The organism is Devosia sp. J2-20 (assembly GCF_055808475.1).
In genome coordinates, this window is sequence record NZ_CM147870.1 from 2,089,532 (window position 1) to 2,116,062 (window position 26,531).

Genomic DNA, 26,531 nt, shown 5'->3' on the forward strand with positions numbered 1-26,531 from the left:
CAGCCATTTGGCCGGTGCAGTCCAGATCGCGAGGTCGTGGTTCAAACCAAAACCGGCGCACCCCTGGGGATGCGCCGGAGATGTGGTTCTGGTTAGCGGATCGGTGGAGCGTACTGCAGGCCACCCTTGGTCCACAGAGCGTTCAGACCGCGCTCAAGGCCAATTGCAGTCGAAGGACCAACGTTACGGTCAAAGGATTCACCGTAGTTACCGATCGACTTGATGATGCGGTATGCCCAGTCCTTGGACAGACCGATCGGGGTACCGAAGTCACCCTCAACGCCCAGCAGGCGCTTGATGGCTGGGTTGTCGGAACCGAGCATCTCGTCAACATTGGCCTGGGTCACGCCCAGCTCTTCAGCTTCGAGCAGTGCGTAGTAGGTCCAGCGGTTGATCTTGAACCACTGATCGTCGCCCTGACGCACAACCGGACCAAGGGGTTCCTTGGAGATGATTTCTGGCAGGATCAGGTGATCTTCAGGAACAGCGAACTTGGAACGTTCAGCAGCCAGTGCGGAACCGTCCGTGGTGTACACGTCGCAACGGCCGTCTTCGTAGGCCTTCACAACTTCGTCCTGATCAACGAACACGACGGTGTTGAATTCCATGCCGTTGGCAGCAAAATAGTCAGCTGCGTTCAGCTCGGTGGTGGTGCCCGATTCAAGGCAGATAGCCGCGCCGGACAGCTCGAGAGCCGAGTTGATGCCGTCAGCCTTGCGGACCATAAAGGCCTGGCCGTCGTAGTACATGGTGCCCAGGAAGCTGATACCCAGATCGGTATCGCGGCTCATGGTCCAGGTCGTGGTGCGCGAGAGAATGTCGATTTCACCGGCGGAGAGAGCTGCGAAGCGCTCCTGGCTGGTCAGTGGGGTATAACGAACCTTGTCGGCATCGTTGAAGATGGCGGCTGCCACAGCGCGGCAGAAGTCAACTTCTAGGCCGGTCCAAACGTTGCTGGCATCTGGCGAAGAGAAACCGGGGACGCCACCGGTCACACCGCACTGGATGTAATCCTTCGCCATTACCTCGTCGAGAGTCGCTGCCTGAGCAGCGGTCGCACCGAGACCAAGCGAGGCCGCGAGCGCGATTGTTACGAGCGTTTTTTGCATTGTTATTGCCTTTTTTCCTGACCTTGTGTCCCGGGGTTGATGGGCAGCACCCAATTCCCCGGTGGCACCTCCACTCTTTCAAGAGCGGTTGTGATGCTGATAGGTATGCAATCGCCAATTGACGCACACGTCAAGGGTAGAGGTGGCTTTGGACAGCATGCCTGTCACTTATTTGGACACCTTTTTTCAGTTGACTGTATATTGAGCATCGAGCCCAGCATGAGTGAGAAGAAAAGCGGCAATTCCGAGCGTCGTTCTGTTGAAACCATCCTGACCCATCACGGTCGGGAACCTGACGATCAGTTCGGTTTTGTGAATACCCCGGTGTATCGCGGCTCGACCGTGCTGTTCAAAACGCTGGACGACATGGTGGGGCAGAAACAGCGCTTTCTGTATGGCCGCGCCGGCAATCCAACTACCCAGAGCGTGGAAGCCGTCATTACCGAGCTTGAGGGGGCCTATCGCACGCGTCTGGTCCCGTCGGGCCTGGCAGCCATCACCATAGCGGTGCTCAGCTGCGTCAAGGCAGGCGACGATGTGCTGATCTCCGACAGCGCCTATGAGCCCGGCCGCAGCTTTGCCGACGGCTTTCTGAAGCGCATGGGCGTGACGGCACGCTATTTCGATCCGCGCATTGGCGCGGGAATCAGCGCGCTGATGCAGCCCAACACCACGGCCATTCTGGCAGAAAGCCCCGGCTCGCTGACGTTTGAAGTGCAGGACATTCCCGCCATTGCCGCAGCCGCTCATGCCAATGGCGCGCGACTGATCGTGGATAACAGCTGGGCCAGCCCGCTCTATCACCGGCCGCTGGCACTGGGGGCGGATCTGGTGGTGCATGCCGGCACCAAAATGTTCGTGGGACATTCGGATGCCTTTGCTGGCACCATTTCAACGACCGAGGCGGCCTGGGCCGAGGTCGAATCAACGCGCGCCCTACTGGGGTTCTTCACGTCGGGCGACGATGCCTATCTGGTGGCGCGCGGTCTGCGCACCCTGGCGATCCGCATGAAGGAGCATCACAGCCGGGCTCTGGAGATCGCCAGCTGGCTGGAAGCACAGCCTGAAGTCGTACAGGTGCTGCACCCCGGTTTGTCCAGCCACCCTGATCACGCCTTGTTCAAACGCGATTTCACCGGCTCGGGCAGCCTGTTCAGCGTGTTGCTGGCCCCTGCCCCGCGTGCATCGGTCGCAGCGTTCGTGGACAAGCTCGAGATTTTCACGATGGGCTTTTCGTGGGGCGGTTATGAGAGCCTGTGCCTGCCGGTGCGTCTGGGCGCCAATCGTACCGCCAAGCCGTGGACGGCCGAGGGCAATCTGTTCCGGCTGCATATCGGGCTTGAAGGCATCGACGATCTCAAGGCCGACCTGGCCGATGCGATCGCTCGCTATTCAGCGGCACGCTGAAGCCGTCCGCGAAACAGGCGGCGCAGATTGGGCACCCCGCGGAACCGTACCGAGCCGTCGCTGCGGGCGATGAACAACCAGCGGCGCCTGGCAAAACCATTACGCACGGCGTACGCGCCGAGCGTACCCACGACAAAGCCGCCGACCACATCGGTGGGGTAGTGCATGCCAATGACCACGCGCGAGAGCCCGGTCATCACCGCGATGAACAGAATCACGCGGAACAGACGCGGCATCATGAAGCCGACAACCAGCGCCGTGCCGATGGCAGTGGTGGTATGACCCGAGGGGAAGCTCTGAAAGCTCCAGTCATTGAAGATGGGCTGGAAGTGAAACGCCCCCAGATCCAGAAAGTGATCCGGGCGGGCGCGACCGATCAGCCGCTTGAGCAGATTGACGAATAGCCCGGGCAGCCCAACACCGACAAAAACGAATCCCGAAAGCAGGCTGAGTTCGTGAATCGCGGCGCGATACCGCCCCAGCGGCAGCCGCTGGGCGATAAAAGTGACAACAAAAATCAGCAGCGAGGGGATAAGGACCCAATCGGAGAGACCGAAATCTGTGACAAAGGCAAAAGGTGCGCGCCACACGTCGGGCCAGGCCTGCGCGCTCTGCGACGCCCAAGCATCGACGAATACCAGCACAAAAAGCACCAGAATGACTGCCATTGCGCGATCTGGCCAGGTCCGGGACGAGAGGCCAAAGGGCCAGCGGCGGGTCAGTTTTGACATGCCAATCTATTGAACGTGTGGGAAGTTTCCGTCAATGCGAGAAAGTTGTTGCAGAGACGCTTGCTCTCCGCTTCGGAACAGGTTAGGTGACGGCGGTGATTTCGGAGTGTAGCTCAGCCTGGTAGAGCACTGGTTTTGGGAACCAGGGGTCCAAAGTTCGAATCTTTGTACTCCGACCATCACATTTCGCCTTTTGGCGCCGCATCGTGTTGAGGACTTTGCATGACCGCCCGTATCTACCGCCCGGCCCCCAACGCCATGCAATCGGGCAGAGGCAAATCCAAGCAGTGGGTTCTGGTTCACGAATTGGCCGCGCAGCGGTCGATCGATCCACTGATGGGTTACACCACATCCACCGACACCAAGCAGCAGGTTCGCCTGACTTTCGAGACTCAGGAAGACGCTGAGGCTTATGCGCAGAAGAATGGCATCGCCTATTCGGTGCAGCCTGCGCATGACAGCACACCGAAGCGCTCCAGCTATCCCGACAATTTCCGCGCTGACCGCAAGACACCCTGGACACACTAATTTCGACTTGAGAAATTAAGTTCAGCATGCGCCGCAAGTAATTGTGGCGCATTTTGTTTTCCGGTTTGCACACGATGAGACCTATTGGGCTTTGGTGCGCAAGGGCTGATCTGGCAGACTAGTGATCTCAAGGAGATTGCCACCATGTTCAGATGCACCTGCCTGCTCCCCGCCCTGTTGATCATGGGTCTGGCTGCGCCCGCGCAGGCCAGTCCGGCGCTGTGGGAAGTGCGCGATGGGGACAGTGCCCTGTGGTTCTTTGGCTCCTTCCACATCCTGCCCGAAGGTACTGCATGGCGGACGCCATTGTTTGACGCGACATTCGCCGAAGCCGACAAGGTGGTGTTCGAGACCGACATTCGCCCCCAAGCCATTGCCGAGATGGGCGCCAAGGCCTTTGCCCAAGGCATCTATGTCGACGGCACCCTGCTGACCGACGTGATCGACGCAGCGCTCGAAGAACAGCTACGGGCACAGATGGCGCGTATGAACATGCCTGTGGGCACGGTTCTGGCAATGCGCCCCTGGATGGCCGCCAATACCATTTCCGTCGGCGCGTTGACGGCAAATGGCTTTGGCGCGCAGGGGGTGGAGTTTGTACTGGAGCCCGAACTGGCCGCCGAGCGCATGGTGTTTCTCGAAACCGGGGATCAACAGCTCGACGTGTTCGCCCGCGCACCTGAGGATGAGCAGATCGCCATGCTGGCAGCCACGCTCGAGCAAATGGACGACATGTCCAAAGTCATGAACAAGATGGTGGGCTATTGGGTATCAGGCACGCCTGAAGGTCTGCTCAAGCTGGTTGAGGTTGAAATGGACGGGTTTGAGGACGCGTTTGTCGAGCGACTGCTCTTTGAGCGCAACCGTAACTGGATGGCGCCGCTTGAGCGCATGCTCGCCAATGATGAGCAGAATCTGGTGGTCGTGGGCGCGGGCCACCTGGTTGGCGACGGTAATGTGCTCGACCTGCTCAGCGCGGCCGGCTATTCGGTAGAGCGCATTCAATAGGCGCAAAACGCAATCACCCCGACCGAAGCCGGGGTGACAGATTTATCAACAGCTACGTGCGGCTCAGACGTCGCTGAGCCTGGTCCACTTGCCGTCGTTCTTGCTCGACTGAACCGAGGCTGTGATGAACTGCATGCCTTCAACGCCATCGGCCAGCGTTGGCAGTAGTCCTTCAAAAGCTTCGCCTTCGCCACGAATGACCGCTGCGAACTGGCTGTAGAGCGTGGCGAAGGCTTCGAGATAGCCTTCGGGATGGCCCGAGGGGATGCGCACATTCATGGTGGAAGCCGCATTGCCAGAGATGGCGCCGCCGCGGGTCAGCAATTGCTTGGGTTTGCCGAATTCGGTGAACCACATGTAATTGGGATTGTCCTGACGCCACTCAATGCCGCCCTTGTCGCCATAGACGCGCAATTGCAGGCCATTCTCGCAGCCCACGGCCACCTGGCTGGCCCACAGCATGCCCTTCGCACCGCCCTCAAAGCGCAGCATGATGTGGACATTGTCGTCGAGCTGACGGCCTTCGACGAAGCTGGTGAGATCGGCCGAGACCGAATCTGTCTTCAGGCCCGTGACAAAGCGCGCGAGATTGTAGGCATGGGTGCCAATGTCACCAATGGCCCCGCCAGCGCCGGAGCGGGCAGGATCGGTGCGCCATGAGGCCTGTTTGTTATCGTCGGTGGTGGCTTCGGTCAGCCAGTCCTGGGGATACTCGACCTGAATGACCCTGATCGTGCCCAGCGCGCCGGATTCGACCAGCTCGCGCGCCTGCCGCATGAGCGGGTAACCCGTGTAGTTATGGGTCAGCAGAAACCGGGCACCGTTCTTGGGCTGGATTTCGGCCAGCTTGCGCGCGTCATCAATGGAGGAGGTAATCGGCTTGTCGCAGATCACGTGAATGCCGGCCTCAAGGAAAGCCTTGGCCGGGCCAAAGTGCATGTGGTTGGGCGTGACGATCGAGACAGCCTCAATGCCGTCTGGCCGCGCGGCCTCGGCCTTGGCCATTTCCTCGTAGGAGGTGTAGATGCGATCTTCGGCCAGGCCGAGATTGCGCCCGGATTCCTGGGCAATTTCGGGGCGCGACGACAGAGCGCCGGCCACCAGTTCGTAATCGCCATCAATGCGGGCAGCCACGCGGTGCACGTAGCCAATAAAGGCTCCCGTACCGCCGCCGACCATACCCAGGCGAATGCGCTTTGCGCCGTTTTCAGCCATTTGTCGTGCTCCCTAGCTCAGACCGAGGATTTTGCGGTTGGCCGCCAGATCGGTACCGGCCGAGGCAAAATCGTCGAACGCGTGTTCGGTGACGTGGATGATGTGGTTCTTGATGAACTCGGCACCCTCGCGCGCCCCGTCTTCTGGGTGTTTGATGGCGCATTCCCATTCCAGAACCGCCCAGCCCGCGAAATCATACTGCGCCATCTTGGAGAAGATAGCGGCAAAATCGACCTGACCATCACCCAGCGAGCGGAAGCGCCCTGCCCGGTCGATCCAGCTCTGATAGCCGCCATAGACCCCCTGACGCCCGGTCGGATTAAACTCGGCATCCTTGACGTGGAACATCTTGATGCGCTCGTGATAGATGTCGATGTAGTCGAGGTAGTCGAGCTGCTGCAGCACGAAATGGCTCGGATCATAGAGCAGATTGGCGCGCGGGTGATTGTTCACGCGCTCGAGGAACATCTCGTAGCTGACGCCGTCATGCAGATCTTCGCCAGGGTGAATTTCGTAGCAGAGATCGACGCCGTTCTCATCAAAGGCGTTGAGGATCGGGGTCCAGCGGCGAGCCAGTTCATCAAAGGCTTCTTCGACAAGGCCGGCCGGGCGCTGCGGGAATGGATAGAGGAACGGCCAGGCCAGTGCGCCCGAGAAGGTCGCATGCTCGGTGAGGCCGAGATTTTGCGAAGCCTTGGCGGCCCAATGCAGCTGCTGGACGGCCCATTCCTGGCGGGCCTTGGGATTGCCGTGCAGCGCCGGCGGGGCAAAGCCATCAAGCATGGTGTCATAGACCGGGTGCGCGGCGACCAGCTGACCCTGCAGATGGGTGGATAGTTCGGTGATCTCGATGCCGTGACTGGCAGCGGTGCCCTTGAGCTCATCACAATAGGTCTTGGACGTGGCGGCCTTTTCCAGATCGATCAGGCTGCCGACCCAGGTCGGGATCTGCACGCCCTTATAGCCATGCCCGGCGGCCCAGCCGCAAATGGCGTCGAAGGAATTGAACGGAGCAGCGTCGCCGGCGAACTGCGCCAGAAAGATTGCGGGACCCTTGATGGTGCGCATGATTTTCTCCTCTGATGACGCTTTCGCGTCTTGGTCTTGAGCCGCTTTGTGCGAACAGGCGGCGGGGTGCCGCCGCCTGCTCAAAATGACTGGGGTAGTGTCGACGGGACCAGATGTCCTGTCAATGAGGTACGCACCTCATTGCTTTAGCAGTGCCAGGGCATCCTCTGGCGTGAGGGCCATTGGGCGCTCGCAAGTGGTGCTCAGGGTCAAAACCTGACCGCTTTCGCCGGCCTTGAGCAGGCTGGTCATCACGTCCACTGCATGCAGGGCGACATCAAGACCGCACCGGGCGGTGTAGCCACCATCGATCGAGGCCATCATGTCGGCCAGACCTGCGGTGCGATAGTTGGCCCGTGGCGTTGGCTTGTCGAGATCCTGATTGTTGACGCCGAAGGGGTGATCCCAGGGTGTCTCAGTGGTGCGGGTGCCGGCGACATCGGTGGTCACCAGATCGCCACCGAAGAAGTTCGGATCGGGCACGAAGATCGAGCCATCGGTGCCATAGAGCTCGATATTGTGGTGACCATGCGCTGCCACGTCCCAGCTTGCGCCGATGGTGATGATGGCGCCGGAAACGAATTCGAGCACACCGTGGATGGTGGTTGGCGTGCCGACCTTGACGAAGGTGCCCTTTTGCGGGCCTTCGGCGGTCACTTCGCGCTCCGTGCGGGCCATGTTGGTGAAGGCCGAGAGGCGCTTGACCGGGCCGAGCAGATGAATCAGCTCGGTCACGTAGTAAGGACCGATATCGAGGATGGGACCAGCACCGACCTGGAAGAAGAAATCGGGGTTGGGATGCCAATGCTCCATACCACGGCTCATCACGTGGGTGGTGCCGCTCATGATCTTGCCGAGCTGACCGGAATCGATGATCTGACGCGCCTGCTGATGGGCGCCACCCAGGAAGGTGTCGGGCGCACTGCCCACCTTGAGATTGCGCTCGGCAGCCGCCTTTTTCAGCGCAGTGCCTTCTTCGAGTGTCAGCACAAAAGGCTTTTCGGAATAGGCATGCTTGCCGGCCGAGATGATGTCGGTCGACACCGAATAGTGGGTCGCCGGAATCGTCAGATTGACGATGACGTCGAGCTCACTGTTCTTGAGCAGTTCGTCTGGGGTCTGGGCAGCGACACCGAATTCCTCGGCACGCTTCTGCGCGGCTTCGGGAATGATATCGGCCACGGCGCGCACTTCGAGCCCCTTGAACAGGGGCGCAAGGCGCAAATAGGCGGCGGAGATATTGCCGGCACCCATAATGCCGACGCCAAAGGTCTTAGCCATTTTGCGTTACTTCCACTTCTTGGCGGTCTCGATCGACCGTGTCGCAAAGCGCACGGGATCGGACGGCTTGTCATGTTCGGCGACAAAGTATTTTGCCTTGGTCTTGCTGGTCACCTTGGTGATCAGATCGTCCCAGTTCATCACGCCGTGGCCAACATCGGCCCAGCCGTCCTCGTCCAGGCATTCGCCCGCAGGCGCGATGTCCTTGACGTGAACCGCGGTGATGCGGTCGCCATACTTGTCGAACCAGTCGACGGGATTGGCCTTGCCACGGGCGATCCAGGCGACGTCAGCTTCCCATTCGATCTTGGACGCGGTCTCAAGGATGATATCCATCGGCAGACGGCCCGATGCAGTCGCGTTGAATTCGAAGTCGTGGTTGTGCCAGCCAAAGCCGTAACCGGCCTTGTTGAAGGTTTCGCCCAGACCGGCAAGGGTCTCGCCCAGAGCAACCCACTTGGCTTCGTCCTGGCTACGCTCTTCCTGCGGAATGGCCGGACAGATCAGTGTCTTGATGCCCAGCGTCTCGGCAGTCTTGAGCGCGGTATCGGTGTCCTGCAGCTGACCCAGGCCAAAATGGCCGGTTGGCATGGTCAGGCCATGCTTTTTCAGATTGGCAGCGAGGCCGGCGGCATCGCCATACAGACCACCAAAGCCCTCGACCTGCGTGTAGCCGAGCGCGGCGAGCTTGCCGAGGAATTCTTCAAGCGATGGGTAGTTGCGGGCACTATAGAGCTGGAATGACAATTCGGTCATTTTGGCCTCATTATAACGTTGGAATTGGGTGTGGCGAGTAGACTGGGTGTACCAGTAGCTAGCCATGTCGTGTGATCTTGTCGCCCGCGAAGGGCAGGTCAACTACCGCAAAAGTAACATTGACCAAATGGTTCGGCGTACCGAAAGCGGGGCGCCGGAGGGCGCCACCGCAGTTTGATATCAACCGGGCCTAGAGCCGGTTGGTCGTATTGGTGTCGAAGATCGAGCCGCGGCCCGGATCGAAACCGATGGTGACTTTCTGACCGGTCTTGAGCACCACGTCGCTGTTGCAACGGAAGGTGACCTGATGACCGGCGATCTTGGTCCAGGCCAAGGTGTCGGACCCCATGGGCTCGACAATCTCGATCTCGATCTCAGTCGTGAACGGCATGCCCTTGGCTTCTTCGCCCAGCATGATGTGTTCCGGACGCACACCCAGCACAGCCTTGGTCTTGCCGGTCACGGGCGTGGTGAACTCATAGGTCGACACCGGAATTTCAGTGCCGTCTTCGTTGACGACGAACTTGTTGCCGTCAAGCGAGCCCTGGAACATGTTCATCTGCGGCGAGCCGATGAACCCGGCCACGTAGAGATTGACCGGCTTGTTGTAGATGGTGTGTGGGTCGCTGAGCTGCTGGATCACCCCATTTTTCATGACGGCGATACGGTCAGCCAGCGTCAAGGCCTCGATCTGATCGTGGGTCACGTAGATCATGGTGTTCTTGAGCCGCTGATGCAGCCGCTTGATCTCGACGCGGAGATCGGAGCGCAGCTTGGCGTCCAGGTTTGACAAGGGTTCGTCGAACAGGAACACATCCACATCACGCACCAGGGCACGGCCGATGGCCACGCGCTGACGCTGACCGCCGGACAGTTCGACCGGCTTGCGCTGCAGCAGCGGGCCAATCTGGAGAATTTCGGCGGCGCGGGCGACGCGCTGATCGATCTCTTCCTTCTTCATGCCCGCCACGCGCAGACCAAAGCTGAGATTTCGCTCAACGGTCATCTGCGGATAAAGCGCATAGGACTGGAACACCATGCCGATGCCGCGGTCCTTGGGCTCTTCCCAGGTGACGTTCTTGCCACCGATGAAGATCTGGCCGTCGGAAACATCGAGCAGACCAGCTACGCAGTTGAGCAAGGTCGACTTGCCACAACCCGATGGGCCGAGCAGGACGATGAACTCGCCCTGAGCGATATCGAGATCGAGGTGCTCGAGCACCTTCACACTACCGAAATTGAGCGACAGATCCCGGATGGAAACACTGTGTTGCATCTGTTTAACCCTTCACCGCACCGGCGGCGATGCCGCGGACGAACCATTTACCCGAGATGAAATAGACAGTCAGTGGCACGGCAGCGGTCAGGATGGTCGCTGCCATGTTGACGTTGTATTCGCGAACACCGGTCGTAGTGGTGACGATGTTGTTGAGCTGAACTGTCATTGGCATGTTCTCTCGGCCGGCGAACACGGTACCGAAGAGGAAGTCGTTCCAAATGCCGGTGGTCTGCAAGATCACAGCCACGATGGCGATTGGCACCGACATTGGCAGCATGATCTGGAAGAAAATCTGCCAGAACCCTGCCCCGTCAACGCGTGCCGCCTTGAACAGCTCCGGGGGAGCGATGCAAAGAAATTGCGGAACAACAGTGTCAGGATGGGCATGCCGAAGATGGTGTGCACGATCACGATGCCCGGCAGTGTGCCGAACAGGCCGACTTCGCGCAGACCGATGATCAAAGGATAGATCACCACCTGATAGGGCACGAAGGCGCCGAAGATCAGGATGCCGAACAATAGCTCGGAGCCCTTGTACTTCCAGAAGCTGAGCGCATAGCCATTGAGCATGGCGACCACGATCGAAATCGGTACGGAGATCAGCGTGATCTTGAGCGAGTTGATGAAACCGGGTTTGAGACCATTACAGTCACGGCCCGTACAGGCGGTATCCCAGGCCTTGAGCCAAGGCTCGAAGGTGATTTCCTGCGGCAGGTTGAACAGCAGCCCCAGCCGGATTTCCGGCAGGCCCTTGAGCGAAGTCACGATCATCACATAGAGCGGCATCAGGAAGAAGAGTGCCGAGATGACGAGGAAAGCGTAGACGCCAATACGCGCGGCGGTGAGCTTTTTGGGCTTGGCGCCGCGTGGCTCGATGGCGCCCTTCGTGCCGTTGGACACGGACATAGTTTCGGACGTCATGCCTTGTTCCTCTTGCGCTTGGCATTCCACTGCAATGCAAACTGCAGAGCAATCACGGCGATGACCGGCAGCAGCATCGTGCTGGCTGCAGCCATGCCCTGCCCCACATTGGCGCGGTCGGTAATGTGCTGAATAACGTAGATGGCCGGCATCTGGGTCGCGATACCCGGACCGCCCTGCGTCATGGCAATGACGATATCGTACACGCGCACCACACCGGTACACTGCAGGATGAAGGCCGTCAGAATGGCGCCACGCATCATCGGCAAGACGATGAACAGATAGGTGCGCCAAGCCGGAATGCCGTCAATCTTGGCAGCTTTCCAGATTTCGGCATCCACACCGCGCAAACCGGCCAGCAGAATGGCCATGGTCACGCCGACGCCGTTCCAGATACCGCCCAGAACGACACCATAAATGGCAGTTGCCTGACTGGTGAGAGGCGCGAACTGAAAATCAGTCCAGCCCAGTTTCTGAACGGCCGACTGAATGCCCAGATTGGGGTCGAACATCCACTGCCAGACCAGACCGGTCACCACCAGCGACATGGCAAAGGGGTACAGGAAGATCGAGCGGAACATGTCTTCCTGCTTGATCCGCTGGTCCATGAACACAGCCAGCAGATAACCGAACACCATATTACCGATGATCGAGAAGATGCCGAAGGTGAACAGATTGCCCACCGAGATGTTCCAGCGGTCGGAGCTCCACAGGCGGGTGTACTGGTCAAAGCCAACGAAGTTGAAGTTTGGAAACAGCTTCGAGTTGGTGAAGGACCAGATAAACGAGAAGATGATGCAGATCACAAAAACGCCGACTGCAGTCAGGATCATCGGGATGGTCCCAACAATCGACATCAGGTTGAATCTTCGGCGTGCTTTGCGTGGGTGGTGGCCGTTGCCAGGCACCGCAGTTTCGCTGCTTTGCGCGAACTGGGACATTCAGGGACTCCCCTTGCGTGGCTCAGGCCATGCAAAAATAAGAAAGGCCGGAGGGCAAATGCCCTCCGGCCAACGCATCGTGACTATTCTGCTGTCTTGAGAATGTTCACATACGAGTCCACAGCGGATTCGACAGTCATGCTGTCATCAGCCCAGAACTGAGCGACAAGGTCGTTCATCTGACCGGTGGTGTCGTTGGACAACCAGCGACCGGCATCGGTTGCGATGTTGGCAGGATCCTTGATGATCTCAAGGCCACGCTGCATGCAATCGTCAGCCAGCGACATGTCGACATCGTCACGGATTGGCATCGAGCCCTTGGCGTTGTTGAACAGCGCCTGAACCTGAGGATTGACCATCATGGAGGCCATCTTCAGCTGAGCAGCTTCAACGTCTGGATCATCCTGCTTGGGGAACAGGAAGATGTCGCCACCGGTCGAAACCGTTGGTGCGGCGATTGGCAGAGCCAGACAGGCGTAGTCGGTACCGGCAACTTCACCAGCAACAGCAAATTCACCACGGGCCCAGTCGCCCATGATCTGCATTGCGGCCTGGTCGGTCACGACGAGGTTGGTCGTGTCGTTCCAGTTGCGGTTGGCAGAACCTTCATCCGAGAATTCCTTGAATTCGCGGAACTTGGCGAAGACGTCTGGCATCACCGAAGCGGCCAGCTCGAGGTCCTTGCCTTCAAGGATCTTCTGACGGTCGTCGAGGCCCAGCATAGCAGTCTGGATCACGCCGAACGCGCCGTTGATCTGCCAGCTTTCGCCACCGATGGCGAATGGAATGACGCCGGATTCAGCAAGCTTTGGAGCCTTCTCAAGGAAGTCTTCAAAGCTGGTTGGCAGCTCAACACCAGCATTTTCAAATGCCGGGATAGAAGCCCAACCCCAGTTCCACGAGTGGATATTGACGGGAACGCACCACCAGTGACCATCAACCAGGCAAGCCTCGGCGATCGAGGCCGGACGGATAAAACCAGCCCAGTTTTCTTCTTCGGCCAGTGGGGTCAGATCCAGCAGCATGCCGCCGCTGATCAGTTCTTCATACTGACGACCTGGATTGAACTGAGCAGCACCGGGGGCGTCGCCACCCAGAATGCGCTGCAGGGTAGCGGAACGAGCGTTCTCACCACCGGCGATTGCGGTATCGATCCACTTGTCTTCGCCCAGAGCGTCAAACTCACGAGCAAAAACGGACACAGCAGCCTGTTCGCCGCCCGATGTCCACCAGTGAATCACTTCAACGTCAGCAGCATGTACAGCTGTGCTGCCGAGAAGCGCGGTTGCCATAGTGGCGACCACTGCAAATTTCTTCATAGATTGTCCTCCCAACGATCACTTGGAGCGAAGCGCTCCCGCGAAGCCGTCAGCCGCAAGGTTGTCTTCTTGTGAGACATCCCGAGCTGACTGCGTGTAATCGATTGCATTTTCGGTTGAACGAAATCTCTGCAATCGATTGCATGAGTTTCATACACGTCTTGCGGACCTGTCAAGATCGATTTAGACAGAATGCGTTACCGACAGCGATGGGGGGCGCTGCCAGGTATGCCAAATTCTCGAAAAACGCCTACAATTCAAGATGTTGCGCGTTTTGCCAAAGTGTCTACAGCAACTGTTAGTCGTGCCCTGTCGCAGCCCGCCAAGGTCAGCGAGGCAACACGCACGCGTGTTTCAGAGGCTGTCGAGGTCACCGGTTACACATTGAACCAGGCGGCGCGCTCGCTGCGGCAAAGAACAGCCAGAACAATTCTGGTGGCGCTGCCTGACATCCGCAATACGTTCTTTTCAACCATACTGGACGCTATCGAACGCGAAGCCGCGACACGCGGTTACGGGGTGCTGGTGGTGAACCGGTTCGCCGGGGCAGAATCGGGCCGCCGGCTGCACGAGTACTTCCTTTCCAACCGGGCTGACGGACTGCTGCTGCTCGACGGCACTGTCGATCTGGCGCAATTGCTGGTGTTGAGTGCAGAGCCCTCCAATGTGCCGCTGGTAATGGCGTGCGAGACCATTCCTGGCGCTCCATTCCACACGGTACGGACCGACAATGCCTATGCCGCGCGGGTGGCCACGCGCCACCTGGTTGCCCAGGGCCACACGCGCATCGGTCATATTCTTGGACCCGCAGGCAATGTGCTGACAGCGGAGCGCGAAGCGGGTTTCCGCACCGCGTTGGCGGCGAGTGGCCTGGCGGCGCGGCCCGACTGGGTTCTTACAGGTGGCTTTGAGATGGAACATGGGCTGGCCGCTGCCGAGAGGTTTCTGGCCCTGTCGGACCGGCCCAGCGCGGTATTTGCGGCCAATGATGAGTCAGCCATCGGTTTCCTGTCCGGCATTCGGCGGCTTGGCCTGGAATGTCCGCGCGATGTGTCTGTGGTGGGATTTGACGATGTGGCCGTCTCTGCCCATTTCTGGCCGCCGCTGACTACCATGCGGCAACCGCGCGAGGCGCTGGGGCGCCTGGCGGCCGAAGAACTCATCGATCTGATCGAGGGCAAACCGCCCCGCAGCGTGCCCCAGCATACCGTTCTGAGCTCCGAGCTGATCGTACGCGGCAGCACGGCGCCCGCCCCTATCGAGTCGACCAGCACATCGGTGCAAACACAATAGGATTGGGCTGCGGTCTTCCCTTTGCCTCAGAATCCGCTACATGAAACCGGTCTGGTCCAGGTCCCGTAGCTCAGCTGGATAGAGCAGCAGCCTTCTAAGCTGTTGGTCGCAGGTTCGAGTCCTGCCGGGATCGCCACCAGCACTTTGGTGACATTGATTTTAAAGGTCTTCTTGGCTGTTTTTGTCCCAATTGCCGTAACGTGACAAAAAGTGGGACACTTTTGTTGCATCAACGTTCTTTTGCTCTGGGCTGTAGGCGGCTGTGTTTTGACCTTCACACAGCCGAGAATCATCATGGCGCGAGAGATATTTTTCAGTTGCAGCGCTTGTTGAAGCACCTGTATTCAATCGCCGAGAAGGTGCCCGAGGACGAACTGGCTGACATTTCCGTCGAGACGATCAGAGCTGGTGCGCGACCAAGAAGTAGATGGTGGAACCGAAGTCGAGTGAAGCTGTACAGTAGCCTTCCAAATCCATTTTTGGACGACCGTAATTGAAAGTCGATTTCTGGGCGGTAAGTAACGGTGACGCTGCCTGAGCTTCGGGGGATAAGCCATCGGAGTACATTGGCACCCGCTCTGCCCTTGAGCGAGAAGTGGACGCTTTCTCGGCGCCAGTGTTAGACATTGTTATTCTCCTGGCAGGTACAGTGCGAGCAACTGAGAGCTGGCAATGTACAATGAAACTCGCGCAGAAATCGGCATCGCGTCCCGTCACTTCATACTCATATCTATCGTCCTTGTCGTCACGATGGTTATCGTGTTGGCGATCTCGGCTGGGTGGGCCGTGCAGCGCATCGACAAGCTAGAAAAGACGGAGGAGATAAGAGCCCTCTCGGCAGCTCTCGCACGAGAAGGTAACCTGCTTGTCGTCGAACAAAAGAGTTCGACCGTTTGGGATGAATCCGTTCACAATCTTCGCGCCAATAACCAATCGTGGATTGCAGAAAATCTCGTTGATTGGATGGGCGAGTTCTACACCCATGACCGTGTCTATGTCGTGGCACCCGATGGTCGCGTGGTGCGGGCGGCAGTGCATGGCGAATATTCTGGAGAAGAATTCGATCCGCGAGATGAGGCGGCAGTCGAACCGATGTTGCAAGATATTAGACAGAGAATGACGACCGCGTCGGTGGGCCTCTCGGACTCCACGACAGCTATCGCAAAAATTGGGATCTTCGATACAGTTCGGTTGTCCGATAACAACCTTGCCTTTGTCAGCATTCAACCGGTGGTAGGCACAAGCAGCGCGGCCGCCCAGCACCCCGGTACCGAGTTCCTCCACGTATCTGTCAAGGTCCTCCAGGCCCAGCTTCTTTCAAACTTGTCCGAGCAATTAGGTCTGGCTGATCTCAAGGTGTCGGGACCCAACAATGATCGTGCATCTCTGACAATGCGAAATGCAAACGGACAGCAGCTTGGTCATGTTACCTGGACACCTCACCGGCCAGCGCTAGAACTGTTGCGCGAGACGGCACCAGCCACCTTGGGCAGTCTCCTGCTGGGGGCAACAAGTTTGCTTGGACTTCTGATATGGCTTGGGCGAGCCACGACACAGCTTGTAGAAAGCAGAGCGCGCAGTTCATTTTTAGCTCTCCATGATCCACTCACCGGCTTGGCAAACCGCGCGCTTTTCCAGACAAGGCTGGAAGAAGCGTTGGGATATGTGTATCTCGCCGCTTCGAAAGTACTGCTCATCTCAATCGATCTTGATCGCTTCAAGGAGATCAACGACACGATGGGGCATGCGGTTGGGGACCAACTGCTCCAGCAAGTCGCCAAGCGTCTTTCCCAACCACTTTCAGAAGATGCTACGTTGACACGTTTGGGCGGGGACGAATTCGTCCTCGTTCAACCTGGCATGGTCAGCGACGAACATGCCATCTGGTTGTGTCAAAGCCTTCTGAATATGCTCAAGGAACCGTTCAAGCTTGATGCTGGTTTGGTTCATCTGACTGCAAGTTTTGGTGTGGCCGTGCAACCTGGCGACGCTGTCAGCGCGCAGGAGTTACTGCGTCAGGCTGATATAGCGCTTTATGCTGCCAAAACGGCCGGTAGAAACCGCTTTGCGTTCTACACACCTGCGATGGACCGTACCCGCCGAGAAAAACGAACTTTGGAAGTTGACTTGCGCAATGCGCTCATATCCGGCGCCGGGCTATATCTTCTCTATCAACCCATCTTTGCCGCCGAAACCGGCGAGATACACGGCGCCGAAGCGCTGGTGCGGTGGCAGCATCCGACGCGGGGCAGTCTTTCGCCTGACGACTTTATCGGAATTGCCGAGGAAACAGCTAACATAGCTGCACTTGGGCTTTGGGTCCTCGATGAGGCGTGCCGATTTGCTGCCGCCTGTGGGTTGGGCCGCGTGGCAGTCAACGTATCGCCGCTCCAATTTTTAGACCCGCGCTTCCCCGATCAAGTTCTGGAAACCTTGCGCCGCCGCGACCTTGATCCATCGGCCTTGGAACTGGAAATCACTGAAGGTCTTTTCTTGAACAACTCGGTTCAAGTTCAGCAGGCGCTCATCCGGCTGCGTGAGGAGGGCGTTAGCATTGCACTTGACGACTTCGGAACCGGCTATTCTTCAATTAGCTATTTGCGCACCTACAATGTCGACAAGCTGAAAATAGACAAATCTTACACGCGGCAAATGATCAAAGATCAGGCTACCAGGACGATTGTGCAGTCAGTGGTCGAAATGGCCCACGCTCTGGGGATGACCGTGACAGTGGAAGGTGTAGAAGAAGAAGCGCAACAGCGCATATTGCGCGAACTGGGGTGCAACTACTTGCAAGGATTCCTGCTGTCTCGTCCCTTGACCGGCGAACGCTTGACCGAATTGTGGACTTCGCGTCGCATCGTCGCAAAAACGGGTACAGCAAAATAGCGATCAAGGTCCGTGAAGGAGCGCGTTTCCGCAAGCGTTGTCAGTGAACTATCCTAGTCCGTGACCTCCAATCGTGAGAACTGCGGCAACCAATACGGCAATAAGACCCCCTACTCTGCCAACGACTACGGCTCTGCGCCCCGCCTCGATCCTGGCAATTCGGCTCACGGCCGAACGCTCCGTCGTGTCATGCTTGGCCATCTGTACTGCTCCCCTGCTTTAACAGGCGCCGGCGCAGCTGCCAGAGATCGAGGAAAAAGCCGGAAACCAAGATTCCGCCGATGCCGACCAGGAACCCGCCCAGACCCTGGGCCGCTTCGAGATCGATGCCGGCTAGGTCGATCACCGGGCGCATGATCGGATTAATCGCAGGCCCGACATAGATGGCGCAAATACAGCCGACCACCACACTGATCAGCCCGTCGAAAGGCGGTTGCTTGAGCGTTGCCCAGCGCACCACACCACCGAGCGCCCCCGCCAGGGCGAGCTTGGTGATTGGCGAGTTAAGCCAGCTGAAATTCGGATCCATCTATTGCCCCTTCATGCCCGATCGCACGTCATCATAAAAAGCGCCCATGCGCTTGATCGCGCCATTGGCCTGATCAAGCTGCGCACGCTCGCGCGCCAGAACACTCACCGGATTTGCGCCCAATCCCGCAGCCGCATGCGGATAGGTGGCGCGCAGATCTGCCGGCAGCGCCGGCAGAATGACTTTAGTCTGGGCGCGCCCTTGCTCGGCCGCCGCTTGATAGAGCGCCGCCTTGTTCGGTGCGCACCCCCAGCAGCTCAAGATCAGCAGCATCGAGCCCGCAATCGAGCCTACCCTCACCAGCCTGGCCACGCCGTCGCTGCTCATTTTCTTTGATCTCCATTTCAAGCAGATCGCGTGCCGCCTGGGCGTCGTCTGCAGCCAGCTGGCTTTGTTCGATGAATGTTTGCGTGGCGCGCTCGGCAATCTGGAATTGGCGCAGCTGCTCATCGCGCGTGGCCTTCGCCGCGACTGCCTCGGTGGTCAGGGTGCAGATCTCCACCTGCTGCTCGATGACGCGCGGGGTCTCGATGTGGTCGACCACCAGGCCACGCGCCATCCAGCCGGCGCCGCCGCCGACCAGGGCGGCCAACGCCGCCCCGATCGCCATGCCGGTGCTGATGCCGCCCATCAGGCGGCACCCTTCTCAAAGACAGCGCGCAGCGCTTTCACTGTCGCCGGATCAAATGCGCCTGATTGCGGCAGCTCATGCCAGCCCTGGTAAAGCCGCAGGGCTGCAGCTGTCTTTTCGCCGACAATGCCATCGATCGGGCCAAACTGCAGACCAGCCCGCGCCAGCAGCTTCTGCAGATAGATCAGCCGGGCATCTGGGCCAGCCACCTTGGTCTCGCTTGCATCATTGGCGGCCGGGACGGTGAACACCTCGCCCCAATTGCCTTTAATGTCAGCGGCCGGCAGGCCAACGCTGGCCGCCCAGGGAATGGCATCAAAGCAAGGGCATGCCTTGATATGTTCGGCCGCCTCGATCACGCCATTGCCATTGCGGTCTGGCGACAGATCCCGATGTCCGCAAACGCCGGCCCGAGGGTAGAGCGCGCCAACCTCACCCAGCCGGCGCTGCAGCGTTTCCATCTGCGCGGCCGTGGCGTTGTGTTCCGGCCGGCCATTGGCATCGAGACCGCCCACCAGGCTGATGCCATAGGCGATCGAGTTGAAACCGGCGACATGGGCGCCAACTGCGCCAACGCCCCGTCCATTTTCGAGCTGCCCATCGCGTCGGATAATTTCGTTGTAGCCAATGTCTGACCAGCCGAGCGCCAGGTGCATCGCGCGCACCTCGGCCGCTCCAATGTCCAGGCTCGGCCGGGTGGCTGTGACGTGCACGACAAGCAGTTTTGTGACCTTCCGCAGGGCCATAGTGGTCTCCGTTCTTTGGGTAAAAAAAGGCCCGCGCGAGCGGGCCATGGTCTGGGTGTTGGTGTCTGGGTCAGCCCAGCGTTTCGTGGGTCGGCAGCGCAAACTCTGCCGGGCTGGTCTGGGCCCGCGGCTTGCGGGTGTCGCTGCCGGCACCACCACCTGGCTGCTTGAGATCCAGCGTGGTCTTGGATCCGCCAGATCGGCTGGCGCTATGCTTGACACCGTCGATCACATAAACGCCGTCAACGCCGGCGCGCGTGCCCTTGACTAGACAGGTGCCCTCGGCCACGGCGCCCACCGTTAGATCCAGGTCCACCGAACCGCTGCCGGCGTCGCGCTCACCATCACGTTTGCGCGCATCGAGAACGGCATCAGCCTCGGCCTCGTCGGCCACGATCGAGCGGATCACATTTGTGGCCTCGCCCTGGGCGTTGCCAAAATCCAACTCAGTGCTTTTGAAACTCGATGATTGGCGATCAAACCAGCGCGCCTGGCCACTCGCAAACTGCGATCGCGGATCCTTGGGCGTGATGCTCCATTTTTCCAGATTGCCAGGGAAAGAGGCCACCACCTGGGGCAGCGCCGCACCATTGGGCGCCAGGCCAGTGCCGCGCTTGGCCAAAACCGCCTGGTCACCGCGGATCTTGAATGTGCCGCCCAGCTTGCGCGCCAGGCGCTCGCCAACTGCAATCAGGCTTTCGCCATCGCTGGCCCAATAGTCTTGCGAGATACCGGCAAAGGCCGGATCCACCTTGATGGCCAGCCCTGCCTCATCTGCCAGCTTGCCCAGATAGGTGCCCAGATCCGCATCATCGAGGTGGAAGTGCTGGGGCTGCTTGGCCTTGCCGCCCGTATCAAAACCCTTGGCCTTGATTTTGAGCAGCCGGCCGCCCGAGCGATCGCCGGTCGATAGCGGTTTTTCAACAAAGCCCGAAAAGACCTTGGCGCCCTCTAGGATCACCTCGATCGGGGTGCGCTTGGATGGCAGGCGCAGCTGCCCCTCGCTATCGTCGAGCGTGAGATCGCAGGTGTCGGACGCCTCGCCAGCCTTGTCATTGATCGAGATGTCGATCAGCACCGAGGCCCAGGCCGTGGTCAGATCCTGCCCGCCCAGGATCACCCGCCAGTCAACTTTCCAGGGCATTTACGATTCCCCGAACAGGTCGATCACCTTGACCTGCTGACTGCGCACCGGCGCCGGCGCCTCGGGCAGATCCACCTTGGTGCCCAGCGGCAGCTCGGCGCCGAGCCCTGCCAGCCCAGGATTGGCGTCAAGGGTCTGCTCAAGCAGTGCCGAGCCGGCCATGCCGTGCTTGCGCCAGAGCAACAGATCCAGCGTGGTGCCGTCGCGTTGAACCGTGACAGAGATCATTACAGCACCTCGAACAGATTGAGCAGCATGCCGACCAGGCCACCGGCCTGATCGCCACCCACAGCGCCATCGGTATCGACCTTGACCAGGTCGAGCGTGTAGCGAACGACAAAGCCCACGCCCAGGCGGGTGAGATCGCTGTGCTGCTCGCTGACTTTCTCGATCGCAAACCAGCCCAGCATGCGGCCATCACCGCGCATCACCGGCACCTTGGTGCCCGAGGTGGACAGACCTTGTGCCAGCTCCAGCTCAGTCAGGCCGCCCAGCTTGGTGGGCAGCAGCTGCCCTGACAGGCTTATGGTCTCATCTGCCTCGCCCATGAACTCGCGCGCCTGGCGCCCGCCCATAATGGCCTTGACCGCCAGATCTGCCCCGGTGTTTCGGGTAAAGGTCTCGGCATTAAATGGCTTTGTGTCCAGGCTCAAAGGCCCGATCTGATACAGCATGATTTACCCTGCAAATTCAGTGTCGGCATAGATCCCGCCCATCGCATCGGCGAGCCGCTGCTGCAGTTTGGCCAGAACGATCTCGGCCGTGCGCTCGGGATCCTGGGCGCCCTGCACAATGATGTCGCCGATCGAGATCGAGGGGGCAGCGCCGGCGCCGGCGCCGAGCATGCCAGCAGTGGCGCCAGCGGTGTGCACATAGCCATTGCGGCCAGGTGTCACCAATTCAGGGCCATATTCGCCCACCAGATAAGTCTTGCCGCCCACGATCGAACCGCCCGCAGCTTTTGCGCCGTCGATCGCGCCTGGTGGCAAGGCAAGCGCCGGCACATCACTGCTCGGATTGTACCCATTGGGATAGGTTGGCGCCGCTCCCTTCGGCCCACTGCCGAACTGGAACAAGCTGCCCACATCGATCCCGCCGATCGCGTCGAGGATCAGCTTTGGCCAAGAGGCAAACCAGTCAAGCATTTCGTCAAACTTGGCCACGATGCCATCCCAGATCATTTGCATGATCTGCCCGCCCAGCCCGACCATGTCGCCGACCGCCGCCATAATTGCCGAGGGGGCGCTGGCAAAAAAGTCGACAACCGAGCGCCCGACATCGAGCACGGTGAGAATGGCGCCAGCGACAGCGCCGCCGACAGTCTCGCCCCAGCTGGCCCACTGCACATTGCTGGCCTCTACTGGCCCCAGCAGATCCATCACCCAATCGACCATGGCTTTGCCGGCATCGATCACCGGCTGCAGCACTGGCATGATCGGCTCGACCGCCCCCATGAATGCGCGGCCAAACCCCTCGAAAAAGGCCGTCAGGCCCGACCAGTTGTTATAGATCCACAGCCCCGCTGCAGCGATCGCGGCCAGCACCAGGCCGACGCCAGAGAACAGCAGCGCACCGCGCAGGATCATGGCCGCGTTTTTGACCACGTTGAACGGGTTGACCAGGGCCAGCAGCCCGGCAGCGCCCTTGGCCAGCACCAGGCCCAGATCGATCAGTCCACCCTTGAGAAACAGAAACGCCCAGCGCGCTGCCAGACTGGCCACGCGCACGGCGACCAGGCCGCCCACGATCGCCACGATCGCCTGCACAATCTGGGGATGCTCGGCCGCAAAGTCGGCCATGGCGATCAGCATCGGCCCGACAGCCTCGGCCACGCTGTTGATCGCCGGCAGCAGAGCAGCGCCGATCGCCAGCGCGATACCATCCACCTGATTTTTGAGCCGCTGCATGGCAAATTCCGAGGTGGCCGCCCGCTTGGCAAATTCTTCGGACACGCTGCCGGCATAATCGGTCGCATCAGCGACATAGCCCAGCGAGCGCTCAAGCGATTGCGTATTGCTCAACAGCGGCGCCAGCGCCCGCGCCTCATCACCGAACAGCTCACCCATGGTGGCCGCCTGCATTTCCTTTGGCAGCTGCCCCAAGCGCTTGATCACTTCCAGAGTGGTGCCGACCGCGTCTTGCTGCATGCCCGCCGCAACTTTGCGCGCGTCGAGCCCGAGCGCCTTGAAGGCACTGCGCTGGCTCTTGGTGGCGCTGGCGCCCTTGGTAAGGGCGCGCCCCATATTGCGGAATGACGTGCTGGCCACCTCAACCTCGGCGCCGGCGCTGATCATGGCCGAGCCGAAGGCGAGCGTTTCCTCTTTGGAATAGCCAAAGAACTCGCCTTGCGAGGCCACGCGCCGGGTAAACTCGGTCAGGTTCGGCGCCGTCGATGCGGTGCGATCGGACAGATGATTGATGGCATCGGCATAGAGCATGGTCTCATCGATATTGAGCTGCAGCGCTTCCTTGATCTTGGCCAGATCCTCGCCAGCCTGGGCGCCGCTCACACCCCAGGCAAGCGCCGCCTTGGCCGTGCCCCTGGTGAAACCCAGCAGGTCGCTATCGGCGATGCCCGAGGCGGCCGCGTTCTCGGCCAGCGCTGCCAGCTCGGTGACCACCATGGGGATCTCGCTGGTCGCCAGCTTGCGCAAATCGCTGCCAAAGTCCTGCAGCCCGGCGCCATCGAAATCGGACACCTTGCCGACATCGGCCATCGCACTCTCAAAGGCGATCGCCTGCTCGATCGGATTGGCCAGCGCCTTGGCCATCAGATAGGCGGCGCCGGCAGCGTCGACCATCTGGCCGCGCATATCGTTCATGCGCGCGGCATTGGCGCGCGCGGCACCTGTGAGATTGCCCACCGTGCGCCCGAGCATGCGCGCCGGCGCCGATGCCTGGTCGATCAGCGCGACGATCAGTTTCGAAGTGATGGTGGCCATCGATTGGACTCCGCAAAAGGGGTTGGCTAGTGTCCCTGCCAGTTAGGGAGGAACACATGAGAGCAGTGTTTTTTGGTGGGTTGGCGGCTTTACTGCTCACAAGCAGCGGCGCTGCATTAGACGCAGCGGATGCAAAGGCATTCTTGCAAGGATCGTGGAAAGGTCGATCCGAAACATGGATATTTCAGGGGGAACAGTGGAAACAGTTCAATGGCGGCACCATGACTGACACCACCTTTCAAGTGGAACCGCTTCCTGAAAATCTATTCGTTGTGATCTCTGCGCAAACAGGCAACCGCTACGTAGTGCACACCAATTCAATGCCGCCGAGTATGACTTGGTATCAAGAGGGCAAAACTGAGCAGATCGGCTTTTACCTGCGATTGCCCGCCAACTAACCGCTCAACTCGTGCACACAAGACGATTTGCCGAACCGCTCGGAAGCGATCCGGCGTTTGGTCGAACAAGCGCCAAAACAAACCTAGCGCCGCCCCTTTGGCCTCTCTTTGGCCAGCTGGCGCGACAAGCTCTTTGAGTAATCGAGCAGCTTGTCGATGTCCCATTCCTCGACCTGGTCGATCGGGGTGTGGGTATGACGCGCGACCGCCAGGATGATGTCGCGCCAGGCTACTGGCTGGCCTTCGCCATCTCCTTGGCCAGTGCCTGCGCCCGCTTTCCCATCAGTGGGGTCACCGCCGCCCCCACTTCGGCCAGATCTTCCATGTCCAGATCGAGGATGACATCGAGGGGCACGCCGGCCAGCTCGGCAAAGATGCGATAGCCGGCCAATGTCTGGTCGGTCTCGCCCTCCCCGGTCAGGCCGTCGCGCGCTTTCATGCGCCGGAATGTCAGCTGGTCATAGGTGACCCCCTCATGCGTCACCGGGAACAGCAGCAGCACGGTGGCACTGGTCGGCCGCTGCGCCGGCGCTGGGCTTTTGGTTTGCGTGCCATGCCTTAGATCCCCAGCGCCTTGCGATCATCGGCGAACAGATCCACGCCATTCATGCGGATCACATTCTCGAAAAAATCGACATAGAACAGCTCGACGCCATTGAGAATGAACTCGTAATGCGTCACCTCGGCAAAGGTGTGATTGCACCCCTGCAGCTCGGCCGGGTCGCTTTCATCGGGCTCCCATGCCGAGATTGCGCCCTCGATGATGGCGCGGGCAGGAACAACGCCGCCGCCGCCCGGCTTCTTTTCGCGATAGGCGCCGGCAAACACCCAGCGATCAGTCTGGCCCATGCCACGGAACACATCGAGATCGATGCCCTTGGCTTCAAACTTGGGCTCAAGTGCCTCAAGGCGCGGCTGGGTGAATTTGACGGCCATCACGCCACCACCGGGCGAATGCTCGCTGCCGACAAAGGACAGCCCCGGCATGGCCAGCTTGGCGATCGTGGTCGCACGCGATGTGCCAGCTTCCTGGGCACGGCGCACGTCCACAGCAGACAGTTGATAGAGCGGCTGCATAGTCTTTACCTCATCTTGAAAACGTTGGCCCGGCCGGCACCGCGCCGGCCAGGCAATTAGGGCGCGGCGCTAGGCGACGGCCGACAGGCGCGCGACAATGTTGTTGACCAGGTCATCGAGCGCTGGCAGGTAGCGCGCCACCTCATGCTCGGCGACCTTGAACGCGGGCACCGGCTCGATCCCGACGCTCAACTTGAGGTGACCCAGGCGGATATTGCTCGGGCTGTTCTGATCGGGCTTAAAGTCCAGCTCAAAGCCCAGAATATCCTCGGCCGCCTTGTGGTCGCGCAGCATGAATTTTTGGGAGTTGAGCCATGCCTCGACCATGTCGGCCGAGACCCGCTTGCCCAGAAACTGCCGGGTGATCTCCATCATCTTGACGATCAGATAATCAGCACCGCGCACCTGGTGGATTTGCTTCCACAGCTCGCCGGTGGTGGTGTTGTCGGTGCCAATGAACGTAAAGCCACCATCGGCCACGGCGCCATCAACGCCGGTCTCGCCCTGCACCACGATCGAGATCTCGGATTCCAGCAGCTGCTGGCCCTCGGTCGAGCCATCGAGCAGCGAGAACGGGATCTTGCGCGACACACCCGACAGGCCCAGCACCGTGCGATTGGCAAATGGATTGAAGGGCTCGCCACCGTGCAGGTTATCAACCCGCATCATCAGGCCGATGATGCGCGGCCCCATGGCGCGGGTCACCAGGGTTTCGTCTTCATAGACGCGGGCGGCCACGCCGATCGGCAGGATCCGCTCAGAGTTGAAAAACTCACGCTGCGCGACGGCCTTGGCTTTGGTGTCTGGATCGAGATCCACAACGGCCACGGCCAGAAGCTTTTCGACCGCGACGGCCAGCGGCGCCCAGATCGGGTTGGCCACTTCGGGCGCCGACTGCCAGCTGGTGCGGCCGACCCAGACCAGGCGCGGGGTGGCGCCAATCTCTGAGGGGATCTCGGCGATAGCCGTGGGCGCGAGCGCGGCCGCAATATTGGCGACAGTCTCGGCCGTATCCTCGCCCTCGGCTACGCGCACCACAGTGACATCGGCGCCGGCATTGAGGCCGCCCAGCTGGGCATGGATGGCCTTGACAGCATCAGCAAGCAGGCCAGTGCCCAGCGCCGTGACGGCAGCGGTGTCACTGGTCGAGATCCGCACAGCCTTGCCCACCGGATAGGTGAGCGCCGTCGCATCCTCTGATGTCTCGATCACGATCGCCTTGGAAAAGTCCGCCCCAAGCGCGGGTTGCACCTCGTTTTCAGGGCGCGTGAAAGTCATGCCGAAAGCTGGTTTCGTCATCGGGTAGTCTCCTATTTTCA

At 59.9% G+C, this 26,531-nt stretch carries 25 protein-coding genes, 2 tRNA genes and 1 pseudogene; 8 read left to right on the forward strand and 20 right to left on the reverse strand.

All coding sequences use genetic code 11. From position 1 onward, the window contains the following. Nucleotides 1–92 precede the first annotated feature (92 nt). Nucleotides 93–1,109, reverse strand: coding sequence for an amino acid ABC transporter substrate-binding protein (locus AC0L37_RS10190; RefSeq protein ID WP_212658260.1), 1,017 nt, complete (start codon nt 1,107–1,109; stop codon nt 93–95). Between the two features lie 219 nt (nt 1,110–1,328). Here AC0L37_RS10190 and metC point away from each other — a divergent pair, with 219 nt between their 5' ends. Beyond that, the gene (gene metC, locus AC0L37_RS10195; RefSeq protein WP_282221229.1) at nt 1,329–2,516 is read left to right on the forward strand and encodes a cystathionine beta-lyase; all 1,188 of its coding nucleotides are present in this window, start codon (nt 1,329–1,331) and stop codon (nt 2,514–2,516) included. On the opposite strand, the gene AC0L37_RS10200 is transcribed toward metC, so the two are convergent. Continuing rightward, nucleotides 2,498–3,184, reverse strand: coding sequence for a phosphatase PAP2 family protein (locus tag AC0L37_RS10200; RefSeq protein ID WP_282221228.1), 687 nt, complete (start codon nt 3,182–3,184; stop codon nt 2,498–2,500). The two genes, metC and AC0L37_RS10200, sit on opposite strands and share 19 nt — an antisense overlap. A 165-nt stretch (nt 3,185–3,349) precedes the next feature. Between AC0L37_RS10200 and AC0L37_RS10205 the strand changes: the two genes are divergently transcribed. The 3 genes from AC0L37_RS10205 (at nt 3,350) to AC0L37_RS10215 (ending at nt 4,783) form a co-directional block, all read left to right on the forward strand. Beyond that, a tRNA-Pro gene (locus AC0L37_RS10205) sits at nt 3,350–3,426 on the forward strand. 43 nt (nt 3,427–3,469) lie between these two features. After that, a complete protein-coding gene (locus tag AC0L37_RS10210; RefSeq protein ID WP_212658264.1) occupies nt 3,470–3,775 on the forward strand; it encodes an ETC complex I subunit in 306 nt (101 codons plus the stop codon). Nucleotides 3,776–3,919: 144 nt separating this feature from the next. Beyond that, nucleotides 3,920–4,783 carry a TraB/GumN family protein gene (locus AC0L37_RS10215; RefSeq protein WP_282221227.1) on the forward strand — a complete coding sequence of 288 codons (864 nt, stop codon included), beginning with the start codon at nt 3,920–3,922 and terminating at the stop codon, nt 4,781–4,783. A gap of 63 nt (nt 4,784–4,846) precedes the next feature. On the opposite strand, the gene AC0L37_RS10220 is transcribed toward AC0L37_RS10215, so the two are convergent. The 8 genes and pseudogenes from AC0L37_RS10220 to AC0L37_RS10255 form a co-directional block, all read right to left on the reverse strand. Further along, nucleotides 4,847–5,998: a Gfo/Idh/MocA family protein gene (locus tag AC0L37_RS10220; protein WP_282221226.1), complete on the reverse strand. Its 1,152-nt coding sequence runs from the start codon at nt 5,996–5,998 to the stop codon at nt 4,847–4,849. Between the two features lie 12 nt (nt 5,999–6,010). Further along, nucleotides 6,011–7,066 (reverse strand): sugar phosphate isomerase/epimerase family protein, encoded by a 1,056-nt coding sequence (locus AC0L37_RS10225; RefSeq protein ID WP_282221225.1) that lies wholly within the window; start codon nt 7,064–7,066, stop codon nt 6,011–6,013. Between the two features lie 138 nt (nt 7,067–7,204). Beyond that, nucleotides 7,205–8,347 carry a Gfo/Idh/MocA family protein gene (locus tag AC0L37_RS10230; protein ID WP_282221224.1) on the reverse strand — a complete coding sequence of 381 codons (1,143 nt, stop codon included), beginning with the start codon at nt 8,345–8,347 and terminating at the stop codon, nt 7,205–7,207. A gap of 6 nt (nt 8,348–8,353) precedes the next feature. Continuing rightward, the gene (locus AC0L37_RS10235) at nt 8,354–9,103 is read right to left on the reverse strand and encodes a sugar phosphate isomerase/epimerase family protein (protein WP_282221223.1); all 750 of its coding nucleotides are present in this window, start codon (nt 9,101–9,103) and stop codon (nt 8,354–8,356) included. A gap of 190 nt (nt 9,104–9,293) precedes the next feature. After that, nucleotides 9,294–10,379 (reverse strand): ABC transporter ATP-binding protein, encoded by a 1,086-nt coding sequence (locus AC0L37_RS10240; RefSeq protein WP_212658270.1) that lies wholly within the window; start codon nt 10,377–10,379, stop codon nt 9,294–9,296. A 4-nt stretch (nt 10,380–10,383) separates the two neighbouring features. Next, nucleotides 10,384–11,303 (reverse strand): annotated as a pseudogene (locus tag AC0L37_RS10245) (carbohydrate ABC transporter permease). Beyond that, nucleotides 11,300–12,160: a carbohydrate ABC transporter permease gene (locus tag AC0L37_RS10250; RefSeq protein WP_249327619.1), complete on the reverse strand. Its 861-nt coding sequence runs from the start codon at nt 12,158–12,160 to the stop codon at nt 11,300–11,302. Before AC0L37_RS10250 ends, AC0L37_RS10245 begins: the two are co-directional and overlap by 4 nt. A gap of 167 nt (nt 12,161–12,327) precedes the next feature. After that, the gene (locus AC0L37_RS10255; protein ID WP_212658273.1) at nt 12,328–13,563 is read right to left on the reverse strand and encodes an ABC transporter substrate-binding protein; all 1,236 of its coding nucleotides are present in this window, start codon (nt 13,561–13,563) and stop codon (nt 12,328–12,330) included. A gap of 282 nt (nt 13,564–13,845) precedes the next feature. Here AC0L37_RS10255 and AC0L37_RS10260 point away from each other — a divergent pair, with 282 nt between their 5' ends. The 3 genes from AC0L37_RS10260 to AC0L37_RS10270 all read left to right on the forward strand — a co-directional run bounded on the left by AC0L37_RS10260 (nt 13,846) and on the right by AC0L37_RS10270 (nt 17,745). Continuing rightward, on the forward strand, nt 13,846–14,856 hold the full coding sequence (locus AC0L37_RS10260; protein ID WP_473312823.1) for a LacI family DNA-binding transcriptional regulator: 1,011 nt from the start codon (nt 13,846–13,848) through the stop codon (nt 14,854–14,856). 59 nt (nt 14,857–14,915) lie between these two features. After that, nucleotides 14,916–14,992: transfer RNA gene (locus AC0L37_RS10265), tRNA-Arg, on the forward strand. A gap of 536 nt (nt 14,993–15,528) precedes the next feature. After that, nucleotides 15,529–17,745 carry a bifunctional diguanylate cyclase/phosphodiesterase gene (locus tag AC0L37_RS10270; RefSeq protein ID WP_282221221.1) on the forward strand — a complete coding sequence of 739 codons (2,217 nt, stop codon included), beginning with the start codon at nt 15,529–15,531 and terminating at the stop codon, nt 17,743–17,745. A gap of 187 nt (nt 17,746–17,932) precedes the next feature. Here AC0L37_RS10270 and AC0L37_RS10275 read toward each other — a convergent pair whose 3' ends face one another. The 7 genes from AC0L37_RS10275 to AC0L37_RS10305 all read right to left on the reverse strand — a co-directional run bounded on the left by AC0L37_RS10275 (nt 17,933) and on the right by AC0L37_RS10305 (nt 23,737). After that, nucleotides 17,933–18,274, reverse strand: coding sequence for a hypothetical protein (locus tag AC0L37_RS10275; RefSeq protein ID WP_282221220.1), 342 nt, complete (start codon nt 18,272–18,274; stop codon nt 17,933–17,935). A gap of 184 nt (nt 18,275–18,458) precedes the next feature. Then, nucleotides 18,459–18,905, reverse strand: coding sequence for a hypothetical protein (locus tag AC0L37_RS10280; protein ID WP_282221219.1), 447 nt, complete (start codon nt 18,903–18,905; stop codon nt 18,459–18,461). Continuing rightward, nucleotides 18,905–19,651 (reverse strand): peptidoglycan recognition protein family protein, encoded by a 747-nt coding sequence (locus AC0L37_RS10285; RefSeq protein WP_282221218.1) that lies wholly within the window; start codon nt 19,649–19,651, stop codon nt 18,905–18,907. The genes AC0L37_RS10280 and AC0L37_RS10285 overlap by 1 nt, the downstream gene beginning before the upstream one ends. Before the next feature lie 70 nt (nt 19,652–19,721). Continuing rightward, the gene (locus AC0L37_RS10290) at nt 19,722–20,795 is read right to left on the reverse strand and encodes a phage late control D family protein (protein ID WP_282221217.1); all 1,074 of its coding nucleotides are present in this window, start codon (nt 20,793–20,795) and stop codon (nt 19,722–19,724) included. Then, nucleotides 20,796–21,023 (reverse strand): tail protein X, encoded by a 228-nt coding sequence (locus tag AC0L37_RS10295; protein WP_282221216.1) that lies wholly within the window; start codon nt 21,021–21,023, stop codon nt 20,796–20,798. Beyond that, nucleotides 21,023–21,469 carry a phage tail protein gene (locus tag AC0L37_RS10300; protein ID WP_282221215.1) on the reverse strand — a complete coding sequence of 149 codons (447 nt, stop codon included), beginning with the start codon at nt 21,467–21,469 and terminating at the stop codon, nt 21,023–21,025. Before AC0L37_RS10300 ends, AC0L37_RS10295 begins: the two co-directional genes overlap by 1 nt. 3 nt (nt 21,470–21,472) lie before the next feature. Continuing rightward, entirely contained in the window at nt 21,473–23,737 is a 2,265-nt protein-coding gene (locus AC0L37_RS10305; RefSeq protein WP_282221214.1) for a phage tail tape measure protein, read from the reverse strand. A 56-nt stretch (nt 23,738–23,793) separates the two neighbouring features. On the opposite strand from AC0L37_RS10305, the gene AC0L37_RS10310 reads away from it, so the two are divergent. After that, nucleotides 23,794–24,135 carry a hypothetical protein gene (locus tag AC0L37_RS10310; RefSeq protein ID WP_282221213.1) on the forward strand — a complete coding sequence of 114 codons (342 nt, stop codon included), beginning with the start codon at nt 23,794–23,796 and terminating at the stop codon, nt 24,133–24,135. 229 nt (nt 24,136–24,364) lie between these two features. Here the strand turns inward: AC0L37_RS10310 and AC0L37_RS10315 are convergent, their stop codons facing one another. The 3 genes from AC0L37_RS10315 to AC0L37_RS10325 all read right to left on the reverse strand — a co-directional run bounded on the left by AC0L37_RS10315 (nt 24,365) and on the right by AC0L37_RS10325 (nt 26,511). After that, nucleotides 24,365–24,637 carry a phage tail assembly protein gene (locus AC0L37_RS10315; protein WP_282221212.1) on the reverse strand — a complete coding sequence of 91 codons (273 nt, stop codon included), beginning with the start codon at nt 24,635–24,637 and terminating at the stop codon, nt 24,365–24,367. A 56-nt stretch (nt 24,638–24,693) separates the two neighbouring features. Beyond that, nucleotides 24,694–25,212, reverse strand: a complete 519-nt coding sequence (locus AC0L37_RS10320; RefSeq protein ID WP_282221211.1) for a phage major tail tube protein — start codon at nt 25,210–25,212, stop codon at nt 24,694–24,696. A gap of 69 nt (nt 25,213–25,281) precedes the next feature. After that, on the reverse strand, nt 25,282–26,511 hold the full coding sequence (locus AC0L37_RS10325; RefSeq protein ID WP_282221210.1) for a phage tail sheath protein: 1,230 nt from the start codon (nt 26,509–26,511) through the stop codon (nt 25,282–25,284). Nucleotides 26,512–26,531 lie beyond the last annotated feature (20 nt).

Coding starts and splice junctions, on each gene's coding strand:
- AC0L37_RS10250 (WP_249327619.1), bottom strand. CDS start 12,160: ATGTCGATTGTTGGGACCATCCCGATGATCCTGACTGCAGTCGGCGTT.
- metC (WP_282221229.1), top strand. CDS start 1,329: ATGAGTGAGAAGAAAAGCGGCAATTCCGAGCGTCGTTCTGTTGAAACC.
- AC0L37_RS10225 (WP_282221225.1), bottom strand. CDS start 7,066: ATGCGCACCATCAAGGGTCCCGCAATCTTTCTGGCGCAGTTCGCCGGC.
- AC0L37_RS10230 (WP_282221224.1), bottom strand. CDS start 8,347: ATGGCTAAGACCTTTGGCGTCGGCATTATGGGTGCCGGCAATATCTCC.
- AC0L37_RS10270 (WP_282221221.1), top strand. CDS start 15,529: ATGTACAATGAAACTCGCGCAGAAATCGGCATCGCGTCCCGTCACTTC.
- AC0L37_RS10320 (WP_282221211.1), bottom strand. CDS start 25,212: ATGCAGCCGCTCTATCAACTGTCTGCTGTGGACGTGCGCCGTGCCCAG.
- AC0L37_RS10240 (WP_212658270.1), bottom strand. CDS start 10,379: ATGCAACACAGTGTTTCCATCCGGGATCTGTCGCTCAATTTCGGTAGT.
- AC0L37_RS10310 (WP_282221213.1), top strand. CDS start 23,794: ATGAGAGCAGTGTTTTTTGGTGGGTTGGCGGCTTTACTGCTCACAAGC.
- AC0L37_RS10300 (WP_282221215.1), bottom strand. CDS start 21,469: ATGCTGTATCAGATCGGGCCTTTGAGCCTGGACACAAAGCCATTTAAT.
- AC0L37_RS10280 (WP_282221219.1), bottom strand. CDS start 18,905: ATGGGCGGCATCAGCACCGGCATGGCGATCGGGGCGGCGTTGGCCGCC.
- AC0L37_RS10305 (WP_282221214.1), bottom strand. CDS start 23,737: ATGGCCACCATCACTTCGAAACTGATCGTCGCGCTGATCGACCAGGCA.
- AC0L37_RS10235 (WP_282221223.1), bottom strand. CDS start 9,103: ATGACCGAATTGTCATTCCAGCTCTATAGTGCCCGCAACTACCCATCG.
- AC0L37_RS10290 (WP_282221217.1), bottom strand. CDS start 20,795: ATGCCCTGGAAAGTTGACTGGCGGGTGATCCTGGGCGGGCAGGATCTG.
- AC0L37_RS10190 (WP_212658260.1), bottom strand. CDS start 1,109: ATGCAAAAAACGCTCGTAACAATCGCGCTCGCGGCCTCGCTTGGTCTC.
- AC0L37_RS10200 (WP_282221228.1), bottom strand. CDS start 3,184: ATGGCAGTCATTCTGGTGCTTTTTGTGCTGGTATTCGTCGATGCTTGG.
- AC0L37_RS10285 (WP_282221218.1), bottom strand. CDS start 19,651: ATGGCCCTGCGGAAGGTCACAAAACTGCTTGTCGTGCACGTCACAGCC.
- AC0L37_RS10220 (WP_282221226.1), bottom strand. CDS start 5,998: ATGGCTGAAAACGGCGCAAAGCGCATTCGCCTGGGTATGGTCGGCGGC.
- AC0L37_RS10210 (WP_212658264.1), top strand. CDS start 3,470: ATGACCGCCCGTATCTACCGCCCGGCCCCCAACGCCATGCAATCGGGC.
- AC0L37_RS10275 (WP_282221220.1), bottom strand. CDS start 18,274: ATGGATCCGAATTTCAGCTGGCTTAACTCGCCAATCACCAAGCTCGCC.
- AC0L37_RS10255 (WP_212658273.1), bottom strand. CDS start 13,563: ATGAAGAAATTTGCAGTGGTCGCCACTATGGCAACCGCGCTTCTCGGC.
- AC0L37_RS10295 (WP_282221216.1), bottom strand. CDS start 21,023: ATGATCTCTGTCACGGTTCAACGCGACGGCACCACGCTGGATCTGTTG.
- AC0L37_RS10215 (WP_282221227.1), top strand. CDS start 3,920: ATGTTCAGATGCACCTGCCTGCTCCCCGCCCTGTTGATCATGGGTCTG.
- AC0L37_RS10325 (WP_282221210.1), bottom strand. CDS start 26,511: ATGACGAAACCAGCTTTCGGCATGACTTTCACGCGCCCTGAAAACGAG.